Origin of the sequence: Amycolatopsis lexingtonensis (assembly GCF_014873755.1) — a bacterium.
Lineage (GTDB): Bacteria > Actinomycetota > Actinomycetes > Mycobacteriales > Pseudonocardiaceae > Amycolatopsis > Amycolatopsis lexingtonensis.
The window spans coordinates 9,551,050-9,570,618 of the sequence record NZ_JADBEG010000001.1; the positions used below are offsets into that span (position 1 = coordinate 9,551,050).

Here is a 19,569-nt window from a genome sequence, read left to right on the forward strand (position 1 = left end):
ATCAGAGGTCTTGACAGCTCAGCGCCACGGGTTCAGAGTTGCCCGCAGTTGAACGTTCAAAACGGAGGCGAAATGGGACGGCCCACGCTGAACTCGGTGGCCGAGGCGGCCGCGGTGTCGCGGCAGACCGTGTCCAACGTGATCAACTCGCCCGAGGTGGTCAGCCCGGAAACGCGCGAACGCGTGCTGGCCGCCATCGAGCGGCTCGGCTACCGCCCGAACACCGCCGCCCGCCAGATGCGCACCACGCGCTCGCAGATCATCGGGCTGTGCATCCCGCCGTCGGGCAACGGCGTCAGCGGCGTCGTCCTGGACCAGTTCCTGCACTCGCTGACCGCGACCGCCGAACGCTACGACCACCGGATCATGCTGTTCACCGCGGCCGACGACGAGGCCGAGACCCGCGCCTACGCCGACCTGATCGCTTCGGTCGGCATCGACGGGTTCGTGCTCACCAACACCCACCACGACGACCTGCGGACCCGCTGGCTGCTCGAACGCGAGCTGCCGTTCGTCACCTTCGGCCGCCCGTGGGGCGCGGAGGACACCCACCCGTGGGTCGACGTCGACGGCGCCGCGGGTACGCGGCTGGCCACCGACCACCTGGTCCGCCAGGGCCACCGGCGGATCGCGTTCGTCGGCTGGCCGGAGGGCTCCGGCAGCGGCGACGACCGCCGCGCGGGCTGGGCGGCGGGACTCGCGGCGGCCGGGCTGGGCGAAGGTCCGCAGGCGGCGGTGTACGACGGGGTCGAGGGCGGCAGGTCGGCCGCCGCCCGGCTGCTGGACGCCGGGGGCGGCGGCTCACCCACCGCGTTCGTCTGTGCCAGCGACTCCCTCGCCCTCGGGGTCACCGCCGAACTGCGGGAGCGCGGCATCCGGCCCGGTGCCGATGCCGCCGTCATCGGCTTCGACGACACCCCGACCGCCGCCGTTCTCGGGCTGAGCAGCGTCGCGCAGCCCATCGCCGACGTCGCCGCCGAATGCGTCCGGCAGCTGCGGACCATCCTGCGCGGCCAGGCCGAACCCGCGACCACCCTCTTCACCCCGCACCTCGTGCTGCGCACCACCTGAGTCCCCGCGCGATCAAGGAGGATCGATGCTTCCCCGCCGAACTGTGGCCGCCTTCGCGGCGGCCGGCCTGCTGCTCCCGCTTTCCGCCTGCGGCAGCGGCTTCGACGACTCGTCCCAGCCCGCCACCCAGCAGTCCGGGCCCGCCACGCTCAAGGTGATGATCGCCGCGAGCGGCGGTGCCGAGCTCAAGGCCATGCAGGACGCCGCCGCGGCGTGGGGCTCCGGGGGTTCGAAGGCCGAGGTCGTCTCCGCCAACGACCTCGCGCAGCAGCTCAGCCAGGGCTTCGCGGCGGGCAGCCCGCCGGACGTCTTCGCCGTCGACGCCACCAAGTTCCAGGGCTACGCCGACCAAATGCTCCCGTACGGCGACGGACTGTCCTACCAGGACGACATCTACCCGACCCTGCGCACGACGTTCACCAAGGACGGCAAGCTCTACTGCGCTCCCAAGGACTTCTCGACCCTCGCGCTCGCGATCAACACCGACGACTGGGCCGCGGCCGGGCTGACCGACAACGACGTCCCCAAGACGTGGGACCAGCTGAAGGCCTTGGCGCAGAAGCTGACCACCGGCGGCCGCACCGGGCTGGTCTTCAACGACACCCGTGACCGGATCGGCGCCTTCCAGGTCCAGGCCGGCGGTTGGGCAGTCGACGCCGACCAGAAGCAGGCCACTGCCGACACCCCGCAGAACCTCCAGGCCTTGACCTACGTCCGTGACCTGCTCGCCTCCGGGGTGGCCAAGTACCCGAAGCAGATCGGTGCCGGCGACTCCGGCGAGGCGTTCGGCCAGCACAAGGCGTCGATGAGCATCGACGGCAACTGGATGGTCGGCGGCATGAAGAAGGACTACCCGGACGTCAAGTACCGCGTGGTCGCGCTGCCCGCCGGTCCGGCCGGGCCCGGGACGCTGTCGTTCACGCAGTGCTGGGGCATCGCCGCCAAGAGCAAGTTCCAGGAGCAGGCCAAGCAACTGGTCGACTCGTTCATGCAGCCGCAGCAGCAGCTCGCCTTCGCCGAAGCCTTCGGCGTGATCCCGTCGCGGCAGTCCGTGCGGGCGCAGTACGAGCAGAAGTTCCCCGCGCAGGCGGCCTTCGTCGCCGGTGCCGACCACGCGCACGGGCCCGTCACACTGACCAAAATGGACCCCGTGCTGACCGACTTCGACGCCCAGCTGCAGCAGCTGCCGGGCGCCGACCCGAAGCGGATCCTGCAGCAGCTGCAGCAGAACACCGCGGCCGCGCTGGGGCAGTGACGCCATGGGCACGCTGCTCGCCACGCCGGTGACCCCGGGTGCCGCACCCCCGCGCGGCACCCGGGGCCGCCGCCGCCCCCTCCGGCACGACGGCCGGGCCGGCTGGCTCTTCCTCGCCCCGACGCTGATCGTGCTCGGCCTGTTCATGGTGCTGCCGATCCTGATGGCGCTCTGGGTGAGCGTCAGCGACTGGACCGGCAACGGCAGCCCGTTCTCTTCGCGCGTGAACTTCGTCGGCGGGGACAACTACGCCGCGCTGCTCACCGAACCCGGGCTGACCCGGCAGAACTTCGCCACCAGCGTCCGCAACAACGGCTACTTCGTGCTGTTCGTCGTGCCCCTGCAGACGGCGCTGGCGTTGTTCCTCGCGCTGCTCCTGCACCGGAAGAAGCTGAAGGGACGCCAGTTCTTCCGCACCGCGTTCTACTTCCCGACCGTGACCAGCTCGGTCGCGATCTCCGTCGTGTTCCTCTTCCTGTTTTCCAGCACCGGCACGGTGAACGCCGCGCTGAAACTGTTCGGAGTGGACGGACCGAGCTGGTTCGCCGACCCGCGCGGGATCTTCCACCTCGCGCTCGGCGACCCCGCGAGCCCGCCGTCGGGGCTGGCCGGGCACGGCTTCCTCGGACTGTCCTGGTGGGACTGGCTCTCCGGTCCGAGCGTGGCGATGTGCTCGATCATCGTGCTCGTCGTCTGGACCTCCACCGGCGGCTTCATGCTGATGTTCTACGCGGCGCTGCAGAACCTGCCGCCGTCGGTCGACGAGGCCGCGCTGATCGACGGCGCGACGTCGTGGCAACGCTTTTGGCGCGTCACGCTGCCGCAACTGCGCCCGACGCTGTTCCTCGTGCTGACCCTCGGCCTGATCGGCACCTGGCAGGTCTTCGACCAGGTGTACGTGCTCAGCCGCGGCAACCCGGCCAACACCACGCTGACGCCCGCCTACCTGTCGTACTCGTCGTCGTTCATCGGCCACCAGTGGGGCCAGGGCGCGGCGATCGCGTTCCTCCTCTTCCTCGTGATCGTGGCCTTCACGCTGGTGCAGCGCTGGGCCCTGCGGGAGCGCCGGTGAAGCGCCGGCTCGGGTACGCGGTGCTGCTGCTGGTCGCGGCGCTGTACATCTACCCCTTCCTCATCCAGCTCGCGACGGCGTTCAAGACCGACGCCGACGCCACCGCGCACCCGCTCCTGCCGTGGCCGCAGCAGTGGTCGGCGAGTGTCTTCCGGACGCTCGCCGAGCAGGACTTCCCGCGCTGGGCGGCGAACTCGGTGTTCGTGTCGGTGACGATCACCGTCGGCCGGGTGGTGTTCGACTCCCTGGCCGGGTATGCCTTGTCCCGGCTGCGGTTCCGCGGCCGGAACGCGGTCTTCGGGGCCGTGCTGGCGGTCATCGCCGTGCCGAGCGTGGTGCTGCTGATCCCGAAGTTCCTGGTGCTCAACCAGCTCGGCATGTACGACAGCTACACGGGCATGATCATCCCGCTGCTGGTCGACGGCACCGGCGTGTTCATCATGAAGCAGTTCTTCGACACCGTTCCGGTGAGTGTCGAAGAGGCCGCGCGCATCGATGGCGCGAGTCCATTTCGGACGTTCCGGTCGGTGGTGCTGCCGATGTCGAAACCGGCGCTGATCACCGTGACCATCCTGTCGTTCCAAGGATCCTGGAACGAGCTGCCGCACTACATCGTCTCGCGGCAGGACCCGGCGCTGAACACGCTGACCAGCGGCGTGGCGAGCCTGGTGTCCGGCGAACTGGGCCAGGGCAACCAGTTCCCGCTGAAGCTCGCCGCGGCGCTGCTGATGACGCTGCCGGTGGCGATCGTCTACTTCGTGTTCTCGCGCCGGTTCACCCAGGGCAGCTACGAAGGAGCCGACAAGTAGCTCAGCGGATCAGCTCGTCGGCGACCCACCGCACGACGCCGTCCGGGTACGGGTTCGCCAACCCCAGCACGATGTGCCCGAACCCGGCGCCGGCCGCTTCTTCGATCTTTTCCCGCGTGGCGGCGGGCTTGTCGTAGTCGACCGGCAGGAAGATCGAGCGGGTGATCTCCGCCGGGTCGCGGCCGATGTCCGCGCAGTAGCGGTCGAGCAGCTTGCTGCGGCCGACGAGGTCGTCGATGTCGCCGCCGCCGGGGATGTTCCACTGGTCGGCGTGCTCGGCGACCACCCGCAGCGTCGCGCTCGCCCGGCCGCCGATCATGATCGGCGGGTGCGGCCGCTGCACCGGCTTCGGGTTGCCGAACGCGCCCTTGAGCTTGACGTGCTCACCGTCGAAGTCGAACGGTTTCTCTTCCGTCCACAAGCGACGGATGACCGTGCACGCTTCGGCGAGCGCGGCGACGGCGTCGTCCTGGGAGTGGTAGGGCAGGCCGTGGCCGTCGTATTCGCGCCGCGCCAGCGGGTGGCTGGGCCGCGACCCGGCGCCGATGCCGAAGTCGAGGCGCCCGCCGGACACGATGTCCACTGTGGTCGCGATCTTCGCCAGCACCGCCGGCGGCCGGAAGCGGTTGCTGGTGACCAGCAGGCCGAGCCGGATCCGCTCGGTCTGCGCGGCCAGCGCCGAAAGCAGCGTCCAGCCCTCGAAGATCGGGCCGTCCGGGTCGCCGCCGATCGGCATCAGGTGGTCGAACAGCCAGGCGTGCTCGATTTCGGGGATCTCGTCGGCTTCGCGCCAGACGCGCTGGATCTCGTCGTAGCCGACGTTCATCGGCGCGGTCAGGATGCCGAAGCTGGTCATCAACGCCTCCGGAGGGACGGGTCGAGCAGGGCGGGCGGGGTGTCGAACTTCTCGTGCGCGGCCAGGTCGACGCCGGGCGCGACGACGGCGTCGATCTCGTCGAGGACGTCGGCGGGCAGCACGGTGTCGGCCGCCGCGAGCTGCGACTCCAGGTGGCCGAGGGTGCGCGGGCCGATCAGCGCGCTGGTCACGCCCGGGTGCGCGGTCACGAAGCCGAGCGACAGCTGAATCAGCGAAAGATCCGCCTGGCCGGCGATCTTGACGAGCTTCTCGACGGCGTCGAGCCGGGCCTGGTTGGCCGGGTCCGTGAGGTCGAAGCGCTGGGGCAGGACCGCCGAGCGGCTGGTCGTGATCTCCTGCCCGGCGCGGACCGCGCCCGAGAGCCAGCCCGACGCGAGCGGGCTCCAGGCGAGCACGCCGAGGCCGTACTCCTGCGTCACCGGCAGGACGTGCGCTTCGATGCCGCGCTGCAGGATCGAGTAGCTGGGCTGCTCGGTGACGTACCGGCTCAGGCGGTTTTCCCGCGCGGCCCACTGGGCCTGCACGATCCGGTACGCGGGGAACGTCGACGAGCCGAAGTAGCGGATCTTGCCCGCGCGCTGGAGGTCGGTCAGCGCGGAAAGCGCTTCCTCGTCGCTCGTGGCGGGGTCCCAGCGGTGCATCTGGTACAGGTCGACGTGGTCGACGTCGAGCCGGCGCAGGCTGTCTTCGAGGGCCTTGAAGATCCAGCGGCGCGAGGTGCCGCGGTGGTTGCGCTCCTCACCCATCGGCATGGCGGCCTTGGTGGCGAGCACGAGGTCGTCGCGGCGGTTCTTGATCGCCCGGCCGACCATGACCTCCGACTCGCCCTGGCCGTACATGTCGGCGGTGTCGATCAGGTTGATGCCGCCCTCGAGGGCGGCGTCGACGATGGCGGTGGCTTCGTCCTGGGTGGTGCGCCCGATCGCGCCGAAGTTCATCGCGCCGAGGGCGAGGGTGCTGACCTGGACGCCGGTGCGGCCCAGGGTGCGGTACTGCATTTCGGGTTCCTCCGTGGAATGATGGCAAGCGGAACGTTGCTCCGCTAACCATACGGAGCAATGTTCCGTTTAGCAACCCGGGAGGTGTGATGGGCAGGCCCAAGCGTGCCGACGCGCAGCGCAACGAGAAGACGCTGCTGGACGCGGCGGCCGCCGTCTTCGTCGCGTCCGGGGTGAACGCGCCGGTGCGGGACATCGCGGCGAAGGCCGGCGTCGGGATGGGCACGATCTACCGCCACTTCCCGACCCGGTCGGACCTGATCATCGCGGTCTACCGGCACCAGGTGGAGGCCTGCGCCGAAGCGGGTCCCGCGCTGCTGTCTTCGGCCGCGTCGCCGCACGCGGCGCTGGCGGAGTGGATCGACCTGTTCGTCGACTTCCTGGTGACCAAGCACGGGCTGGCGGGCGTCCTGCAGGGCGACGGCTTCGCCGCGCTGCACGCGTACTTCCTCGACCGCCTGGTCCCGGTGTGCGCCGAGCTGCTCGAAGCCGCCGGGCTGACCGCGAAGGTGCGGCCGCTGGAGCTGATGCGCGGGGTGGGCAACCTGTGCATCGGCGCGGAGGACGGCAACCCGGACTACGACGCGCGCCGGCTGGTCGGGCTGCTCATCGCGGGGCTGCGCGCGTGACGGTCGAGCAGCTCACGACCGACCCGTACCCACTGCTGGCCCGGCTCCGCGCGACCGAGCCGGTGTCCTGGCGGCCGGAGCTGAACGGCTGGCTCGTCACACGGCACGACCTCGCGCTGCACGTCATGCGCGACGCGGCCACCTTCACCGTGGACGACCCGCGCTTCTCGACCGCCCGGGTCGTCGGCCCGTCGATGCTCTCGCTCGACGCGGCCGAGCACACCCGGCACCGGACGCCGTTCGCCCGGCACTTCCGGCCGCGGGAGATCGAGGACCGGTTCGCCGGATTCGTCCGGGCCGAATGCGCCCGGCTCGTCGACGGGTTCGCCGCGGCCGGGAGCGCGGAGCTGCGGCGGGAACTGGCCGGCCCGCTGTCGGTCGCGGTGGTGGCCCACGCGCTGGGCCTGGACGGCACCGACACGGCGCGGGTGCTGGCCTGGTACGACGCGATCGTGTCCACAGTGGACGACATCTCGGCGGGCCGCCCGCCGGGTTCCGGGGGCGCGGAAGCGTTCGGTGAGCTGCGCGCGCACATCGAGGGTGCGGTCGGCCGGCGCTCGCTGCTGACCGAGGCGGCGTCGGCGCTGGAGCTGCCGGCGGTGGTGTCGAACGCGGCGGTGCTGATGTTCGGCGGCATCGAGACGACCGAGGGCATGATCGCGAACCTCCTGCGGCACCTGCTGCGCGAGCCGTCGCCGTTGGATCGCGCCCTCCTCCCGGCCGCCATCGAGGAGTCCCTGCGCCTGGAACCCGCGGCGGCGGTCGTCGACCGCTACGCGACCCGCGACGTTTCGCTGGCCGGCGCGTCGATCGCCCGGGGTGACCTCGTGACGGTCTCGCTCACGGCCGCCAACCGCGACCCGGCGGTGTTCGAGAACCCGGATGTATTTGATCCGAACCGCCCGGACCTGCGCAAACAGCTGGCGTTCGCGCACGGCCCGCACTTCTGCCTCGGCGCCGACCTCGCGCGCCTGGAGGCGCGGATCGCCGTCGAGACGGTGCTCGACCGGCTGCCCGACATCACGTTGGCGTCGGACGTGGCGCCGTCGGGACTGGTGTTCCGCAAACCCGCGGCTGTGGAGGCCCGGTGGCTGCCATCATGACGGCATGACTGCGTGGCGGGAGTTCGAAGCGGCGGAACCGGAGTTCGCGGAGCGCGTGCGGAGGCTGTTCGACGCGCACAAGCACAAGACGATCGCGACGCTGCGGGCTGACGGTTCGCCGCGGATTTCGGGGATCGAGACGGTTTTCGCGGACGGGGAGCTGACGTTCGGGTCGATGCCGAAGGCGCGTAAGGGTGCGGACCTGGTGCGGGACCCGCGGTTCGCATTGCACAGCGCGACGGTCGATCCGGTCGAGGGCGCGGAGGCGGAGTGGCCGGGGGAGGCGAAGATTTCGGGCCGGGCGGTGACGGGGGACGGGGAGGCGTTCCGGGCTGAGATCGCGGAGGTCGTGCACACGCATTTGAACGCGGCGGCGACGTTGCTGGTGGTGGAGTGGTGGACGCCGGCGGGTGGGCTGCGGAAGGTCGAGCGCGAGTGAGGTGAGTGATGGGCCGGCAAAGTCGGGTCGGTGCGGTCCGCAGCGGTGCGCCAGCGTCTTGAATGACTCATTCAGTCGTTGGTGTCCCTGGCGGGACGTCCGTGCTGGGGTGAAAATCGTGTCTGGTCGCCTGCGTGACGTCGTGTGTCCTTGGCGCTGGGTCAAGGCCGTCATTCAGTCTGACGCTGGGAGTCGTTGAGGGTCCTGCATTGTTGCTTCGAGCACGCGAGCCCGGCTTTGGCTCACATCCCTGGCTCCCCGGGTGACCGCCGTTGTCGCTGATGCGAGACCGAAGCGAGGTGAGTCGTGGAAGAGGTGGACGAACTCGACCAGATCATCGAACGCGTGGCCGGGGTGGATCTGGGCAAGGCCGGTCTGGTCGCGTGTGTGCGGGTGCCCTCGGACCGGCCGGGCCGACGCCAGCAGGAGGTCCGCTCCTATGACACGTTTTCCCGGTCGTTGCTGGAACTGGCGGACTGGTTGCGGGCCGAGCGGGTGACCCTGGTGGCGATGGAGGCCACCAGTTCCTACTGGAAGCCGGTGTTCTACCTGCTGGAAGCCGAAGGGTTCGACTGCTGGCTGCTCAACCCCAAGCACGTCAAGCATCTGCCCGGCCGCCCGAAGACCGACACCCTGGACGCGGTCTGGCTGGCCAAGGTCGTCGAGCGCGGGATGTGCCGGCCCAGCCTGGTCCATCCCGCCCCGATCCGGCAGCTGCGGGATCTGACCCGGTATCGCCGCACCCTGATCCAGGACCGGACCCGGGAGAAGCAACGGCTGGAGAAACTGCTGGAAGACGCCCAGATCAAACTCTCCAGCGTGATCAGCGACATCCTGGGTGTCTCCGGCCGGGAGATGCTGGAGGCCATGATCGGCGGGCAACGGAACCCGCGGGTGCTGGCGCAGCTGGCCAGGACCCGGATGCGCACCAAGATCGGGGTACTGGAAGAGGCGCTGACCGGGCATTTCACCGACCACCATGCGTTCCTGACCCGCACGATGATCGACCGGATCGACCGGATCAGCGCCGATGTCGAGAAGGTCAACGCCGCGATCGAGGAGGCGATGGCTCCCTTTCGCGCCGCCGCGCAGCGGCTGGATGAGATTACCGGGATCGGGATCATCTCCGCCCAGGAACTGATCGCCGAGATCGGGGTCGACATGACCCGGTTCCCCAGCCCGGGGCATCTGGTCTCGTGGGCCAAATTCGCCCCGATCGCGCATCAGTCCGCCGCTACCACCGGCTACGGCTCCACCGGCAAAGGCAACCCGTGGCTGGCCGGGACCCTGGGCGAAGTCGTGGCCGGTCTCTCTCGCACCCGCACCTTCCTCGGGGAACGCTACCGGCGTCTGGTGCGCCGCCGCGGCAAGAAACGCGCCATCACCGCCGTCGGCAACTCCGTCCTCAAGATCATCTGGCATCTGCTGTCCGACCCCGGAGCCCGTTACCAGGACCTCGGCCAGGGCTACTACGCCGACCGGTACACCACGCAACGTCGCCGCCGCACCCTCATCCGTGACCTCGAACGCCTCACCGGCCAGCACGTCACCCTGCGACCTCACGCCGCCTAGCCCACCACCCGGGCCCAGGTCCAGGCCCCGGCTCCGCTGCGCTGCGCCGGGGGCGCTACCGCGCGCCCACGGTCACCTCGATTTACGAGCCAGGACCTCCGAAGACCTGAATGAGTCATTCAAGACGTGGGGCGAGCGGGTCACTGGCGGCGGAGTGGCCTGGCCGCGCGACTTTGCCCGCTGCCGTGGCATCTCACTGCACCCTGCGCTGCGATCTTAAGTCAACTGCTTGACTTAACGTCAAACCTTCTCCATCCTCGAAACCAGGGGACATTCACCAACGAGGAGCCCGTGATGACGCCGACCCACACCGACCCGCTGCCGCGCTTCCCGTTCGAAACCCGGACCGCCCTGGAACCCCCATCCGAATGGGCCGAGTTCCGCGACAAGTGCCCCATCGCCCACGTCGCCCTCGCCAGTGGCGACCAAGCGACCCTCATCACCCGCTACGACGACGTCAAAACCGTCCTCTCCGACCCCCGCTTCACCCGCCCGACGCCCGCCGACAACGCCGCGCGGGTCGCCGACACCGAATCGGGCGGGGTGTTCAACTCCGAGATGGCCACCGTGCTGCCGCAGCACGGGGAAGCCCATCTCACCTGGCGGCGGACGCTCGGGAAGTGGTTCACCGCCAAGCGGATGAACGCGCTGCGGCCCGGGATGGCCGCGATGGCCGAGCAGCTCATCGACGACCTGGTCGCCAAGGGCGCGCCCGGGGACCTCAAGGCGGGGGTCGCCTTCCCGCTGCCCGTCTGGGTCATCTGCGACATGCTCGGCGTCCCCGACGCCGACCGGGACCGGTTCGCGCACTGGTCCGACGTCATGCTCAGCATGACCCGGTACACCCAGGCCGAGTTCGACGCCGCGCAGCTGGAATTCGGGCAGTACATGGGCGGGCTCATCGCCGGCAAGCGGGCCGAGCCGGGGGAAGACATCCTGAGCGCGCTGCTGCCCGAAGGGTGGCCGGACCCGATGCTCATCGCCACCGGGATCGGGCTGCTCATCGCCGGGCACGAGACGACCGCGAACATGATCGCCAAGATGGTGGCGATGCTGCTGGCCGACCGGAGCCGGTGGGAGGCGCTGCTCGCCGATCCGGCGCTCGTGCGCACCGCTGTCGAGGAATCGCTGCGGCTGGACGCCAACGCCGGGGTCGGCATGCTGCGCTACCTCGGCGAAGACTTCGAGGTCGGCGGGACCGTGCTGCCGCGCGGCACCACCGCGATGTGCAGCATGGCCGCGGCCAACCGGGACGAGCGCGCGTTCGCCGGCGCCGCCGAGATGGACCTCGGCCGCAGCCCGAACCCGCACCTCGCCTTCGGGGCCGGCGCGCACGCCTGCCTCGGGCAGCCGCTGGCGCGCACCGAGCTGCAGGTCGTCCTGGAAGTGCTGCTGCGCAAGCTGCCTTCGCTCGAGCTGGCCGTCCCGGCGGACGAACTGCGCCGGGTCGAAGGGCTCGCCGTCGGTGGCCTGCGGGAACTGCCCGTCCGCTGGTGACCGACCGGGCGCAGGCGACGCGGGAGCTGATCCTGACGGCGGCCGAACGGCTGTACGCCGAGCACGGCGTGCTCGCCGTGTCCAACCGGCAGATCAGCGAGGCCGCCGGGCAGGGCAACAACACCGCGGTCGGCTACCACTTCGGCACCCGCGCCGATCTGGTGCGCGCCATCGCCCGACGGCACTCCGTCCGGGTCGAGGAGCTCCGCCGGGACATGCTGGCGGAGCTGGGCACCCGCGCCGGGCTGCGGGACTGGGTCCGCTGCCTGGTGCACCCGTCGACCGAGTACCTGGCGACGGCGGGGCCGCCCAGCTGGTTCGCCCGGTTCACCGCGCAGGTGATGACCGAGCCGTCGCTGCGGGCGGTCGTCGCGGCGGAGACGCTGACGTCGCCGTCGCTGGCGCGGACCGTCGAGGGCCTGGCCCGGTGCCTGCCCGAGCTGCCGCCCGACGTCCGCGCCGAACGCAACGCCATGACCCGGCAGCTGCTGATCCACACCATGGCCGAGCGCGAACGCGCGCTCGCCGAAGGCGGCGACACCCCGAGAGCCACCTGGCGCGAGGCCGCCACGGGACTGACCGACGCACTGGTCGGCCTGTGGCTCGCGCCCGTCACGAACCACCCGAGGGAAAGGAACGGCCGTGAAGGTCACCGTTGACGAAGAAAAGTGCTGCGGCGCCGGAACTTGCGTGCTGCTCGCGCCGGACGTGTTCGACCAGCGCGAGGACGACGGGATCGTCGTCCTGCTCGAGGAGCGCCCCGGCGAGGAGCACCACAAGATCGTCCGGGAGGCGGCCAGCGTGTGCCCCGGCGTCGCGATCTCGGTCAGCGAGGACGCGTGAACGTCCTCGTCGTCGGGGCGTCCGCCGCGGGACTCGCCACGGTGGAAGCCCTGCGCCGCAAGGGGTTCGAGGGCGGGGTGACCGTGCTGGGTGCCGAAGCGCACCTGCCCTACGACCGGCCGCCACTGTCCAAACAGGTCCTGGCCGGATCCTGGGAACCCGAGCGGGCCCGGCTGCGCACCCCGGAAGCGCTTTCCGCCCTGGCCGCGGACTTCGTGCTGGGTGATCCGGCGGTCAAGCTCGACGCCGGCGAGCGGACCGTCCACACGCTGAGCGGGCTGGAGCTGACCGCGGACGCGATCGTGCTGGCCACCGGCCTGCGCCCGCGCACCTTGCCCGGACAAGGCGGCCTGGCGGGCGTCCACGTGCTGCGCACCCTCGACGACGCGCTGGCCCTGCGCGCGGATCTCGCGCCGGGCAAGCGAGTGGTCGTCGTGGGGGACGGCGTCCTCGGCACCGAAATCGCGGCCACCCTGTGCGGCCTCGACGTCGAGGTCACGCTGGCCGGTCCGCAGGCCGCGCCGCTGGCGTACCAGTTCGGCCCGCTCGTCGCCGGGGTGCTCGGCGCGCTGCACGCCGGGCGGGGCGTCCGGCTGCGGCTCGGTGCCGCGGTCACCGGGCTGACCGAGGTGGCCGGGCGGGTCGCCGGGGTGCGGCTCGGGACCGGCGAGGTGCTGCCCGCCGACGTCGTCGTGGTGGCGTTCGGCGCCGCGCCGGCGACGGAGTGGCTGGCGGGCAGCGGTGTGCTGTGCGACAACGGCGTGGTGTGCGACTCCCGGTGCCGCGCCGCCGAAGGGATCTACGCGGCGGGCGACGTCGCCCGCTGGCACCACGAGCAGCTCGACGTCCTGCTGCGGCTGGAAAACCGGACCAACGCCACCGAGCAGGCGATCGCGGTCGCCGGCAACGTCCTCGGCGAGGACCGCCCGTACACGCCGGTGCCGTACTTCTGGACGAACCAGTTCGACGCCCGGATCCACGTGCACGGCACCCCGGTCGCGGACGCCGAAGTGTCCATTGTGGAAGGTGATCCGGCGGAGGGCCGGTTCGTGGCCCGCTACCACCGAGGTGGAACGGTCATCGGCGTGCTCGGCTGGAACATGCCGAAGCAGGCCCGGCTGCGGCGGCAGGAAATCGACGGCGCGGTCCTCGCCGGGCGGGCCTGAACCGGAAAACCCGCCATCCGCCGGTTGACGCAGCCGCGGTGACGGCCGATCCTTGTTCGCGTTAACACCGCGTGGGAAGGACCGGCCATGGCGAGGAAGAGAGCGCTTTCCCGGATCCTCGGCGTGCTGGTGGCCGCGGCATTGCCGCTGCTGCCCGCCACACCGGCCGAGGCCGCGGTGGCCGCGGTGAAGATCGGGGACACGCAGCTCGACCCGGCGGCGCTGTACTTCGTCTCCTACGACGGGCTGGTGAACAACGACTCCTTCCAGCAGAGCGGCATCTTCAGCTACGCCGGCTACCAGTACGCGGCCTGGTACACCGCGGACCGCAGTGCCATGCTCGCTCGGCGCGCGGGGTTCACCGGTGCGTGGCAGGCCCTCGTGCTGCCGCACAAGCTCACCGTCGACGACTCGCACAACGTGATCTCCATGGGTGTCTCGCCCGAGGACGGCCGCCTGCACGTGGCCATGGACACCCACGGCAACCAGGTCTACTACACCGGATCCGAGCCGGGCCTGCTCTCGGCACCGGCCTCGCGCGCGTGGACGGCGGCGGCGTTCGGGCCGGTGCAGCGCACGCTGGACGGCGTCGACCTCGGCGCGATCACCTACCCGCAGTTCGTCGTGACCCCGGAACGGAAGCTGCAGCTCAGCTACCGGACCGGCGGGTCCGGCAACGGCGTGAACGAGCTCGCCGAATACGGCGGTGGCGGCTGGCGCAAGCTCGGGAAGTGGACGTCGGCGACCGGCTCGTGGACCTCCGGCAACGGCGTGACCAGCACGACCCGCAACATGTACCTGCACGGCCTGACCTACGGGCCCGGCGGGCGGCTGCACGCGGCGTTCACCTGGCGCGAAGGCAACACCGGCGTGCTGTGCAACGCCGGTGGCCTGGCCAACCACGACACCGGGTACGTCTACAGCGACGACCGCGGCCGGAGCTGGCGGACCAGCTCCGGCGCGGCCGTCGCGACGCCGGTGTCGGTGAGCACGCCCGGCACGGTCGTCGACCCGCTCGGCGTCGACCACGGCCTGATGAACCAGGAGAGCCAGGCCGTCGACGCCGCCGGGCAGCCGCACGTCGTGATCAGCTACGTGCCCGGCCGGTTCACCCAGTGCGTCACGGACTATTCTGCGCAGCGCAAGCAGTACGGCCGCACGTTCTTCCTCAGCCGGGCGGCCGACGGCGGCTGGACGAAACGCGAGGTGCCGGTGGCGCCGGAATCGACCCAGCGCACGAAGCTCGTGTTCGACCGCGCCGACAACGCCTACCTGGTGATGCCGTACGGCCGGATCGTCGCGGCGACGAAGGCGAGCGGGTGGACCGACTGGAAGACGGTGTACACCCCGGATCTGCGCGCCTTCGGCGAAGTCGACGTCGACGACTCCCGGCTGGCCACCGATGGCGTGATTTCCGTTATGTACCAGCAAACGTCGACGGGGACGACGCCGTCGCCGATCCGGGTGGCCGACTTCCGGCTGGGCTGAGGCTCACTCCACGGTGACCGACTTGGCCAGGTTGCGCGGCTTGTCGATGTCGTAGCCCAGGCTGAGCGCGGCGTGGTAGGCGAGCAGCTGCAACGGGATCGTCAGCAGGATCGGGTCGAGCTCCGGCTCGGTCTTGGGCACCACGATCCGCGGCACGTCGAGTTCGCCGAAGTCGACGTCCTCGTGCGTCACGGCCAGCACGGCCCCGCCGCGCGCCTTGATCTGCTGCACGGCGGCCAGGTTGCGCCCGGTCAGCTCGTCCGAGGGCACGATCGCGACGGTCGGGAGCGCCGTGTCGATCAGGGCGAGCGGGCCGTGCTTGAGCTCGGACGTCTGGTACGCCTCGGCGTGGCGGTAGGAGATCTCCTTGAACTTCTGCGCGCCCTCCCGCGCCACCGGGTAACCCCGGACGCGGCCGACGAAGAACAGGCTGTTCGCGGTGGCGACTTCCTTGGCGTGCTCGGCGATGCGCGGCCCGTCGTCCAGAATGGACTTGATCTGGCCGGGCATGGCGCGTAGCGCGTCGATGATCCGCTGTCCGTCCGAATTGGACAGATCGCGGACGCGGCCGAGGGCCAGCGCGATCAGCGCGAAGCCGATCGCCATGTTGGTCAGCGCCTTGGTCGAGGCGACCGCGATCTCCGGGCCGGCGTGCAGGTACACGCCGCCGTCGCAGGCGCGGGCGATGGTCGAACCGACGACGTTGACCAGGCCGACCACGCGGCCGCCCTTGCGCTTGATCTCTTCGACGGCGAAGGCGGTGTCGATCGTCTCACCGGACTGGCTGACCGCGATGTAGAGGGTGTCGGCCTCGATGATCGGGTTGCGGTAGCGGAACTCCGACGCGGCCTCGGCGTCGGCGGGGATCCTCGCCAGCTCCTCGATCATCGTCGCGCCGACCTGGCCGGCGTAGTAGGCGGACCCGCACCCGAGGATCTTCACGCGGCTGAACCCGCGCAGCTCCCGCGGCGTCAGGTTGAGCCCGTCCAGGCGTGCGACGCCGAAGCGGTCGTCGAGCCGGCCGCGGATGATCCGCTCCACGGATTCGGGCTGCTCCTGGATTTCCTTGGCCATGTAGTGCGGGTAGCCGCCCAGGTCGAGGTCTTCGGCGGCGATGTCGATCTCGGTGGCGGGCTTGGTGGTGTCGCTCTCGTCGACGGTGAAGGTCCGGTAGCCGGTGGCGAAGACGGTCGCGAACTCGCCGTCGTCGAGGTGCGCGACCTGCGAGGTGTGCCGCACCAGCGCGGCGAGGTCGCTGGCGACGAACATCTCCCGCTCGCCGACGCCGATGATCAGCGGCGACCCGTTGCGCGCGATGACCAGCCGGTCCGGGTGCGCACTGTCGGTGACGGCGATCGCATAGGTGCCGGTGATCCGCGAAACCGCTTCGACGACGGCGTCTTCGAGGGTGTCGGCGCCCGAGCGGGCGATCAGGTGGGCGAGGACCTCGGTGTCGGTTTCGGAGGTGAGGGTGACCCCGGCGTCGGCGAGCTGCGCGCGCAGGGCGTCGGCGTTGTCGATGATCCCGTTGTGGACGACGCAGATGCGGCCGTCCTCGGAGGTGTGCGGGTGGGCGTTGGCCTCGGAGGCGGGCCCGTGGGTGGCCCACCGCGTGTGCCCGATGCCGACCTTCCCGGTCAGCCGCTTGGGCAGCGCGGCGGCGAGGTTGCGCACCCGCCCGACGACCCGGTGCACCTGGGCGGTGCCCTTGGCGCCGAGCACGGCGATCCCGGCCGAGTCGTAGCCGCGGTACTCCAGCCGCGTCAGGCCTTCGAGCAGGATGGGGGCGGCGTTCTGGCCGCCGATGTAGCCGACGATTCCGCACATGGGCGAACCTCTTCTAGCCGTAGACGATGCGGCGCAGCTGCCGCTCGGACAACGCGGGCGCGGCGACGAGGCGCCCGCGGAGCTCGGCGGCGATGAGCGGGAAGATCTCGGGGTTCTTCCGCCCTTCGGCCTGCAGCTCGGTGTGCCGCCGCCGGACGTAGGCCTCGGTGGGCGTCCGGTAGAAGGCGAGGACGTCGTCGACGACCCGCGCGGCGACCCCGGGCGGAAGCCCGGTGGACGCGGCGACGCGTTCGACGATCTCGGTGTCCGGCACGTCGGCCATCATGCACTGAGCGCGGGGCGAAACCCAAATTCTTGCCCGAAATCGGGCAAGTTCAAATGGTTGGACAGTTTCGGGCGCCGGGTCGAAGGTTGAGAGCGTGCGCCAAGAAGACATCTGGGACGTCGAGACGGCCGAGCGCTACGACACCCCGGGCCGGGGCGTCTTCGCGGCCGAGGTCGTGGAGCCCGCCGTGGCCCGGCTCGCCGCGCTGGCCGGGGGCGGCCGGGTCCTGGAGTTCGCGATCGGCACCGGCCGCGTGGCCGTCCCGCTCGCGGCGCGCGGGATCTCCGTCACCGGCATCGAACTGTCCCGCCCGATGCTCGCCAAGCTGCACGAGAAGGCGGACATCCCCGTGGTCGTCGGCGACATGGCGACCGCCACGGCCCCGGGCCGCTACTCGCTGGTCTACCTGGTCTACAACACGATCGGGAACCTGCTCACCCAGGACGAGCAGGTCGAGTGCTTCCGCAACGCCGCCCGCCACCTGGATCCCGGCGGCCGGTTCGTGATCGAGCTGGGCGTGCCGGAGCTCCGGCGGCTCCCGCCGGGCCAGGACGCCGTCGTCTTCGGCGCCGAGTCCGGGTACCTCGGCGTGGACACCTACGACACCGTGCGCCAGCACCTGGTGTCGCACCACTTCAGGTTCGGCGACGGTCGCGAGGCGCGGCTGGGCCGGTGCCCGCAGCGCTACATCTGGCCGGCCGAGCTCGACCTCATGGGGCGGCTGGCGGGCTTCGAGCTGGAGTCCCGGCACGCGGACTGGGCGGGAGCCGAGTTCACGGCGAAGTCGCCGTCGCACGTCTCGGTGTACCGGCTGCCCGGCCGCTGATCAGGCGGCCTCCACCAGGGGGAGCCGCACGGTCGCGTGCGGGAGGACGCCGCGCCTGACCAGTTCCGCCTTGGCCGCCGTGGTGCCCGGCCCGGCGTGCATGACGGCGTCGACCAGCGGGTTGAGCGCGTACTGGGTCCGGCGAGCCGACTCCAGGTCCCCGGCGCGGGCCGCGCGGATGAGGTCCGCGGTGCGGTCCGGCACCACGTTGCCGACCACGCTGACCAGGCCCGCCGCCCCGCACGCGAGGTACGGGAGGTTCAGCTCGTCGATGCCGCAGTAGTACGCCAGTGACGTGCGGGCCATGACGGTCATCGCCTCGAACAGGTCGCCCTTCGCGTCCTTCACCGCGCGGATCCGGGGATGGCCGGCGAGCTCGATCAGGGTCTCCGGCGTCATCGCGATGCCCGCCCGCGCGGGGACGTCGTAGAGCATCACCGGCAGCTCGGTGGCGTCGGCGACGGCGAGGCAGTGGGCGCGCACGCCCGCCTGCGTGGGCCGCGAGTAGTAGGGGCAGACGAGCAGCAGCCCGTCCGCGCCGGCCGCCTCGGCTTCACGGGCGCGGCGGACGCTCGCGGCCGTGTCGTAGGTGCCGACGCCGGCGATCACCGTGGCGCGGCCGCCGGTGCGGGCCACCACGCTCCGGACGAGCCCGGCGGACTCGGCCGCGCTCAACGTCGGGGATTCGCCGGTGGTCCCGCCGACGACCAGGCCGTCGGCCCCGCCGGCCAGCAGGTGGTCGACGAGCCGGGTGAGGCCGGGTTCGCTGAGCGCCCCGCCGGGCTCCATCGGGGTGACCATCGCGACGAGGTTGGTGCCGAAGTCCGTCATGGCGTCGACCCTGCCCGCGGTGACTGGTGCGGTCCAGCGATGCTTTTTTGCCGGTACTGCGTAGCCTGGCTTAATGATCGAAGTCGGTGCGCTGCGGGCGTTGCGTGCGGTGGCGGCCCTCGGGACGCTCGCCAAGGCGGCCGAGGAGCTGGGGTTCACGGCGTCGGCGGTGTCGCAGCAGATCAAGCGGCTGGAACGGCAGGTGGGCGTGCCGGTGCTGGCGCCGGCCGGCCGCGGGGTCGTGCTGACCCCGGCCGGCCAGGCGGTCATCGACTCGGCGCCCGAGGTGTTCCAGGCGCTGGAGCGCTGCGCCGAAGCGGCCCGCTCGGTGTCGGACGGCGCGCCCCGCGGCACGCTGCGCGTCGCGGCCTTCTCGACCGGCATCCGCGGCCTGCTCGCGCCGGCCCTGGGGCGGTTGTCACAGCGCTGCCCGGAGTTGCGCCTGGACATCACCGAGCAGGACCCCGACCAGGCCCTGCGCGCCGTCGACGCGGGCACGGCCGACCTCGCCCTGGTCCACGACGCCGACGGCTTGCCGGCCCCGCTCCCGCCGTCCCTGGCGCGACGCCATGTGCACACCGACGTCGGCGACGTGGTGCTGAGTCGCAGCCATCCGTTGGCGGGTGTCGATCGGCCGCTCGACGCGGAGCTGACCGGCCACGCTTGGGTGACCAGTCCGCCGGGAACCGTGTGCCACCAATGGTTCCGGCGGTTGTTCGCGGGCGCGGCGGAGGAGCCGGACGTTCGGCACCTGGTCGACGACTTCGCGACTCAGCTGTCACTGGTGGCGACCGGTGAGGTGATCGCGTTGATTCCGCGGCTGGCTCGGCCGCCGTTGGGGGAGGGGTTGGTTTCGCTGCCGTTGCGGCGGCCGCCGAAGCGGGAGGTGCACGCGGCTTGGCGGCGGAGCGCGGACACCAGCCCGGCGATCCGGGCGGTGCTCGCGGAACTCGGCTAGGCTCGGCCACGGACGGGTGCGG

20 protein-coding genes are annotated in these 19,569 nt (G+C 71.2%); 15 read left to right on the forward strand and 5 right to left on the reverse strand.

All coding sequences use genetic code 11. The annotated features are described in order from the left end of the window. Positions 1–72: 72 nt before the first annotated feature. Genes H4696_RS44250 through H4696_RS44265 form a run of 4 tightly spaced genes read left to right on the forward strand, consistent with a single transcriptional unit; the run spans position 73 to position 4,207 of the window. On the forward strand, positions 73–1,071 hold the full coding sequence (locus H4696_RS44250; RefSeq protein ID WP_086863590.1) for a LacI family DNA-binding transcriptional regulator: 999 nt from the start codon (positions 73–75) through the stop codon (positions 1,069–1,071). Positions 1,072–1,096: 25 nt separating this feature from the next. Beyond that, complete coding sequence (locus H4696_RS44255; RefSeq protein WP_086863591.1) at positions 1,097–2,326, forward strand: sugar ABC transporter substrate-binding protein; 1,230 nt, start codon at positions 1,097–1,099, stop codon at positions 2,324–2,326. A 4-nt stretch (positions 2,327–2,330) separates the two neighbouring features. Beyond that, a complete protein-coding gene (locus H4696_RS44260) occupies positions 2,331–3,398 on the forward strand; it encodes a carbohydrate ABC transporter permease (RefSeq protein ID WP_086863592.1) in 1,068 nt (355 codons plus the stop codon). After that, on the forward strand, positions 3,395–4,207 hold the full coding sequence (locus tag H4696_RS44265; RefSeq protein ID WP_249027166.1) for a carbohydrate ABC transporter permease: 813 nt from the start codon (positions 3,395–3,397) through the stop codon (positions 4,205–4,207). The genes H4696_RS44260 and H4696_RS44265 overlap by 4 nt, the downstream gene beginning before the upstream one ends. 1 nt (position 4,208) lies before the next feature. On the opposite strand, the gene H4696_RS44270 is transcribed toward H4696_RS44265, so the two are convergent. Together H4696_RS44270 and H4696_RS44275 are read right to left on the reverse strand one after the other, a co-directional pair. Continuing rightward, entirely contained in the window at positions 4,209–5,063 is an 855-nt protein-coding gene (locus H4696_RS44270) for an LLM class flavin-dependent oxidoreductase (RefSeq protein WP_086863594.1), read from the reverse strand. After that, positions 5,063–6,082 (reverse strand): aldo/keto reductase, encoded by a 1,020-nt coding sequence (locus tag H4696_RS44275; protein WP_086863595.1) that lies wholly within the window; start codon positions 6,080–6,082, stop codon positions 5,063–5,065. The genes H4696_RS44270 and H4696_RS44275 overlap by 1 nt, the downstream gene beginning before the upstream one ends. Positions 6,083–6,171: 89 nt before the next feature. On the opposite strand from H4696_RS44275, the gene H4696_RS44280 reads away from it, so the two are divergent. The 9 genes from H4696_RS44280 (at position 6,172) to H4696_RS44320 (ending at position 14,819) form a co-directional block, all read left to right on the forward strand. After that, positions 6,172–6,711, forward strand: coding sequence for a TetR/AcrR family transcriptional regulator (locus H4696_RS44280; RefSeq protein WP_086863596.1), 540 nt, complete (start codon positions 6,172–6,174; stop codon positions 6,709–6,711). Continuing rightward, positions 6,708–7,814 carry a cytochrome P450 gene (locus tag H4696_RS51380; RefSeq protein ID WP_086863597.1) on the forward strand — a complete coding sequence of 369 codons (1,107 nt, stop codon included), beginning with the start codon at positions 6,708–6,710 and terminating at the stop codon, positions 7,812–7,814. The genes H4696_RS44280 and H4696_RS51380 overlap by 4 nt, the downstream gene beginning before the upstream one ends. A 4-nt stretch (positions 7,815–7,818) precedes the next feature. Next, positions 7,819–8,253, forward strand: a complete 435-nt coding sequence (locus tag H4696_RS44290; protein WP_086863598.1) for a pyridoxamine 5'-phosphate oxidase family protein — start codon at positions 7,819–7,821, stop codon at positions 8,251–8,253. Positions 8,254–8,568: 315 nt separating this feature from the next. Further along, positions 8,569–9,825: an IS110 family RNA-guided transposase gene (locus tag H4696_RS44295; RefSeq protein WP_338078659.1), complete on the forward strand. Its 1,257-nt coding sequence runs from the start codon at positions 8,569–8,571 to the stop codon at positions 9,823–9,825. A gap of 294 nt (positions 9,826–10,119) precedes the next feature. Then, entirely contained in the window at positions 10,120–11,322 is a 1,203-nt protein-coding gene (locus H4696_RS44300; protein WP_192782872.1) for a cytochrome P450, read from the forward strand. Next, a complete protein-coding gene (locus tag H4696_RS44305) occupies positions 11,319–11,981 on the forward strand; it encodes a TetR/AcrR family transcriptional regulator (RefSeq protein ID WP_086861069.1) in 663 nt (220 codons plus the stop codon). Before H4696_RS44300 ends, H4696_RS44305 begins: the two co-directional genes overlap by 4 nt. Beyond that, positions 11,965–12,165 (forward strand): ferredoxin, encoded by a 201-nt coding sequence (locus H4696_RS44310; protein ID WP_086861071.1) that lies wholly within the window; start codon positions 11,965–11,967, stop codon positions 12,163–12,165. Before H4696_RS44305 ends, H4696_RS44310 begins: the two co-directional genes overlap by 17 nt. Next, a complete protein-coding gene (locus H4696_RS44315; RefSeq protein WP_086861074.1) occupies positions 12,162–13,331 on the forward strand; it encodes an NAD(P)/FAD-dependent oxidoreductase in 1,170 nt (389 codons plus the stop codon). The genes H4696_RS44310 and H4696_RS44315 overlap by 4 nt, the downstream gene beginning before the upstream one ends. Positions 13,332–13,418: 87 nt before the next feature. Continuing rightward, positions 13,419–14,819, forward strand: coding sequence for a BNR repeat-containing protein (locus H4696_RS44320; RefSeq protein WP_192782873.1), 1,401 nt, complete (start codon positions 13,419–13,421; stop codon positions 14,817–14,819). Between the two features lie 3 nt (positions 14,820–14,822). Here H4696_RS44320 and glmS read toward each other — a convergent pair whose 3' ends face one another. Then, positions 14,823–16,646, reverse strand: coding sequence for a glutamine--fructose-6-phosphate transaminase (isomerizing) (gene glmS, locus H4696_RS44325; protein WP_192782874.1), 1,824 nt, complete (start codon positions 16,644–16,646; stop codon positions 14,823–14,825). A gap of 13 nt (positions 16,647–16,659) precedes the next feature. Next, the gene (locus H4696_RS44330) at positions 16,660–16,932 is read right to left on the reverse strand and encodes a hypothetical protein (RefSeq protein WP_086864105.1); all 273 of its coding nucleotides are present in this window, start codon (positions 16,930–16,932) and stop codon (positions 16,660–16,662) included. Between the two features lie 94 nt (positions 16,933–17,026). Here H4696_RS44330 and H4696_RS44335 point away from each other — a divergent pair, with 94 nt between their 5' ends. Continuing rightward, positions 17,027–17,758, forward strand: a complete 732-nt coding sequence (locus H4696_RS44335; protein ID WP_086864106.1) for a class I SAM-dependent DNA methyltransferase — start codon at positions 17,027–17,029, stop codon at positions 17,756–17,758. Here the strand turns inward: H4696_RS44335 and dapA are convergent, their stop codons facing one another. Next, complete coding sequence (gene dapA, locus H4696_RS44340; RefSeq protein WP_086864107.1) at positions 17,759–18,589, reverse strand: 4-hydroxy-tetrahydrodipicolinate synthase; 831 nt, start codon at positions 18,587–18,589, stop codon at positions 17,759–17,761. A 73-nt stretch (positions 18,590–18,662) separates the two neighbouring features. Between dapA and H4696_RS44345 the strand changes: the two genes are divergently transcribed. Beyond that, complete coding sequence (locus H4696_RS44345) at positions 18,663–19,547, forward strand: LysR family transcriptional regulator (RefSeq protein ID WP_086864108.1); 885 nt, start codon at positions 18,663–18,665, stop codon at positions 19,545–19,547. Positions 19,548–19,569: the final 22 nt, after the last annotated feature.

Bases quoted from the DNA above. Each gene is read 5' to 3' on its own strand.
- H4696_RS44320 (WP_192782873.1), top strand. From the start codon at position 13,419: ATGGCGAGGAAGAGAGCGCTTTCCCGGATCCTCGGCGTGCTGGTGGCC.
- glmS (WP_192782874.1), bottom strand. From the start codon at position 16,646: ATGTGCGGAATCGTCGGCTACATCGGCGGCCAGAACGCCGCCCCCATC.
- H4696_RS44345 (WP_086864108.1), top strand. From the start codon at position 18,663: ATGATCGAAGTCGGTGCGCTGCGGGCGTTGCGTGCGGTGGCGGCCCTC.
- H4696_RS44300 (WP_192782872.1), top strand. From the start codon at position 10,120: ATGACGCCGACCCACACCGACCCGCTGCCGCGCTTCCCGTTCGAAACC.
- H4696_RS44250 (WP_086863590.1), top strand. From the start codon at position 73: ATGGGACGGCCCACGCTGAACTCGGTGGCCGAGGCGGCCGCGGTGTCG.
- H4696_RS44270 (WP_086863594.1), bottom strand. From the start codon at position 5,063: ATGACCAGCTTCGGCATCCTGACCGCGCCGATGAACGTCGGCTACGAC.
- dapA (WP_086864107.1), bottom strand. From the start codon at position 18,589: ATGACGGACTTCGGCACCAACCTCGTCGCGATGGTCACCCCGATGGAG.
- H4696_RS44275 (WP_086863595.1), bottom strand. From the start codon at position 6,082: ATGCAGTACCGCACCCTGGGCCGCACCGGCGTCCAGGTCAGCACCCTC.
- H4696_RS44280 (WP_086863596.1), top strand. From the start codon at position 6,172: ATGGGCAGGCCCAAGCGTGCCGACGCGCAGCGCAACGAGAAGACGCTG.
- H4696_RS44260 (WP_086863592.1), top strand. From the start codon at position 2,331: ATGGGCACGCTGCTCGCCACGCCGGTGACCCCGGGTGCCGCACCCCCG.
- H4696_RS44255 (WP_086863591.1), top strand. From the start codon at position 1,097: ATGCTTCCCCGCCGAACTGTGGCCGCCTTCGCGGCGGCCGGCCTGCTG.
- H4696_RS44290 (WP_086863598.1), top strand. From the start codon at position 7,819: ATGACTGCGTGGCGGGAGTTCGAAGCGGCGGAACCGGAGTTCGCGGAG.
- H4696_RS44330 (WP_086864105.1), bottom strand. From the start codon at position 16,932: ATGATGGCCGACGTGCCGGACACCGAGATCGTCGAACGCGTCGCCGCG.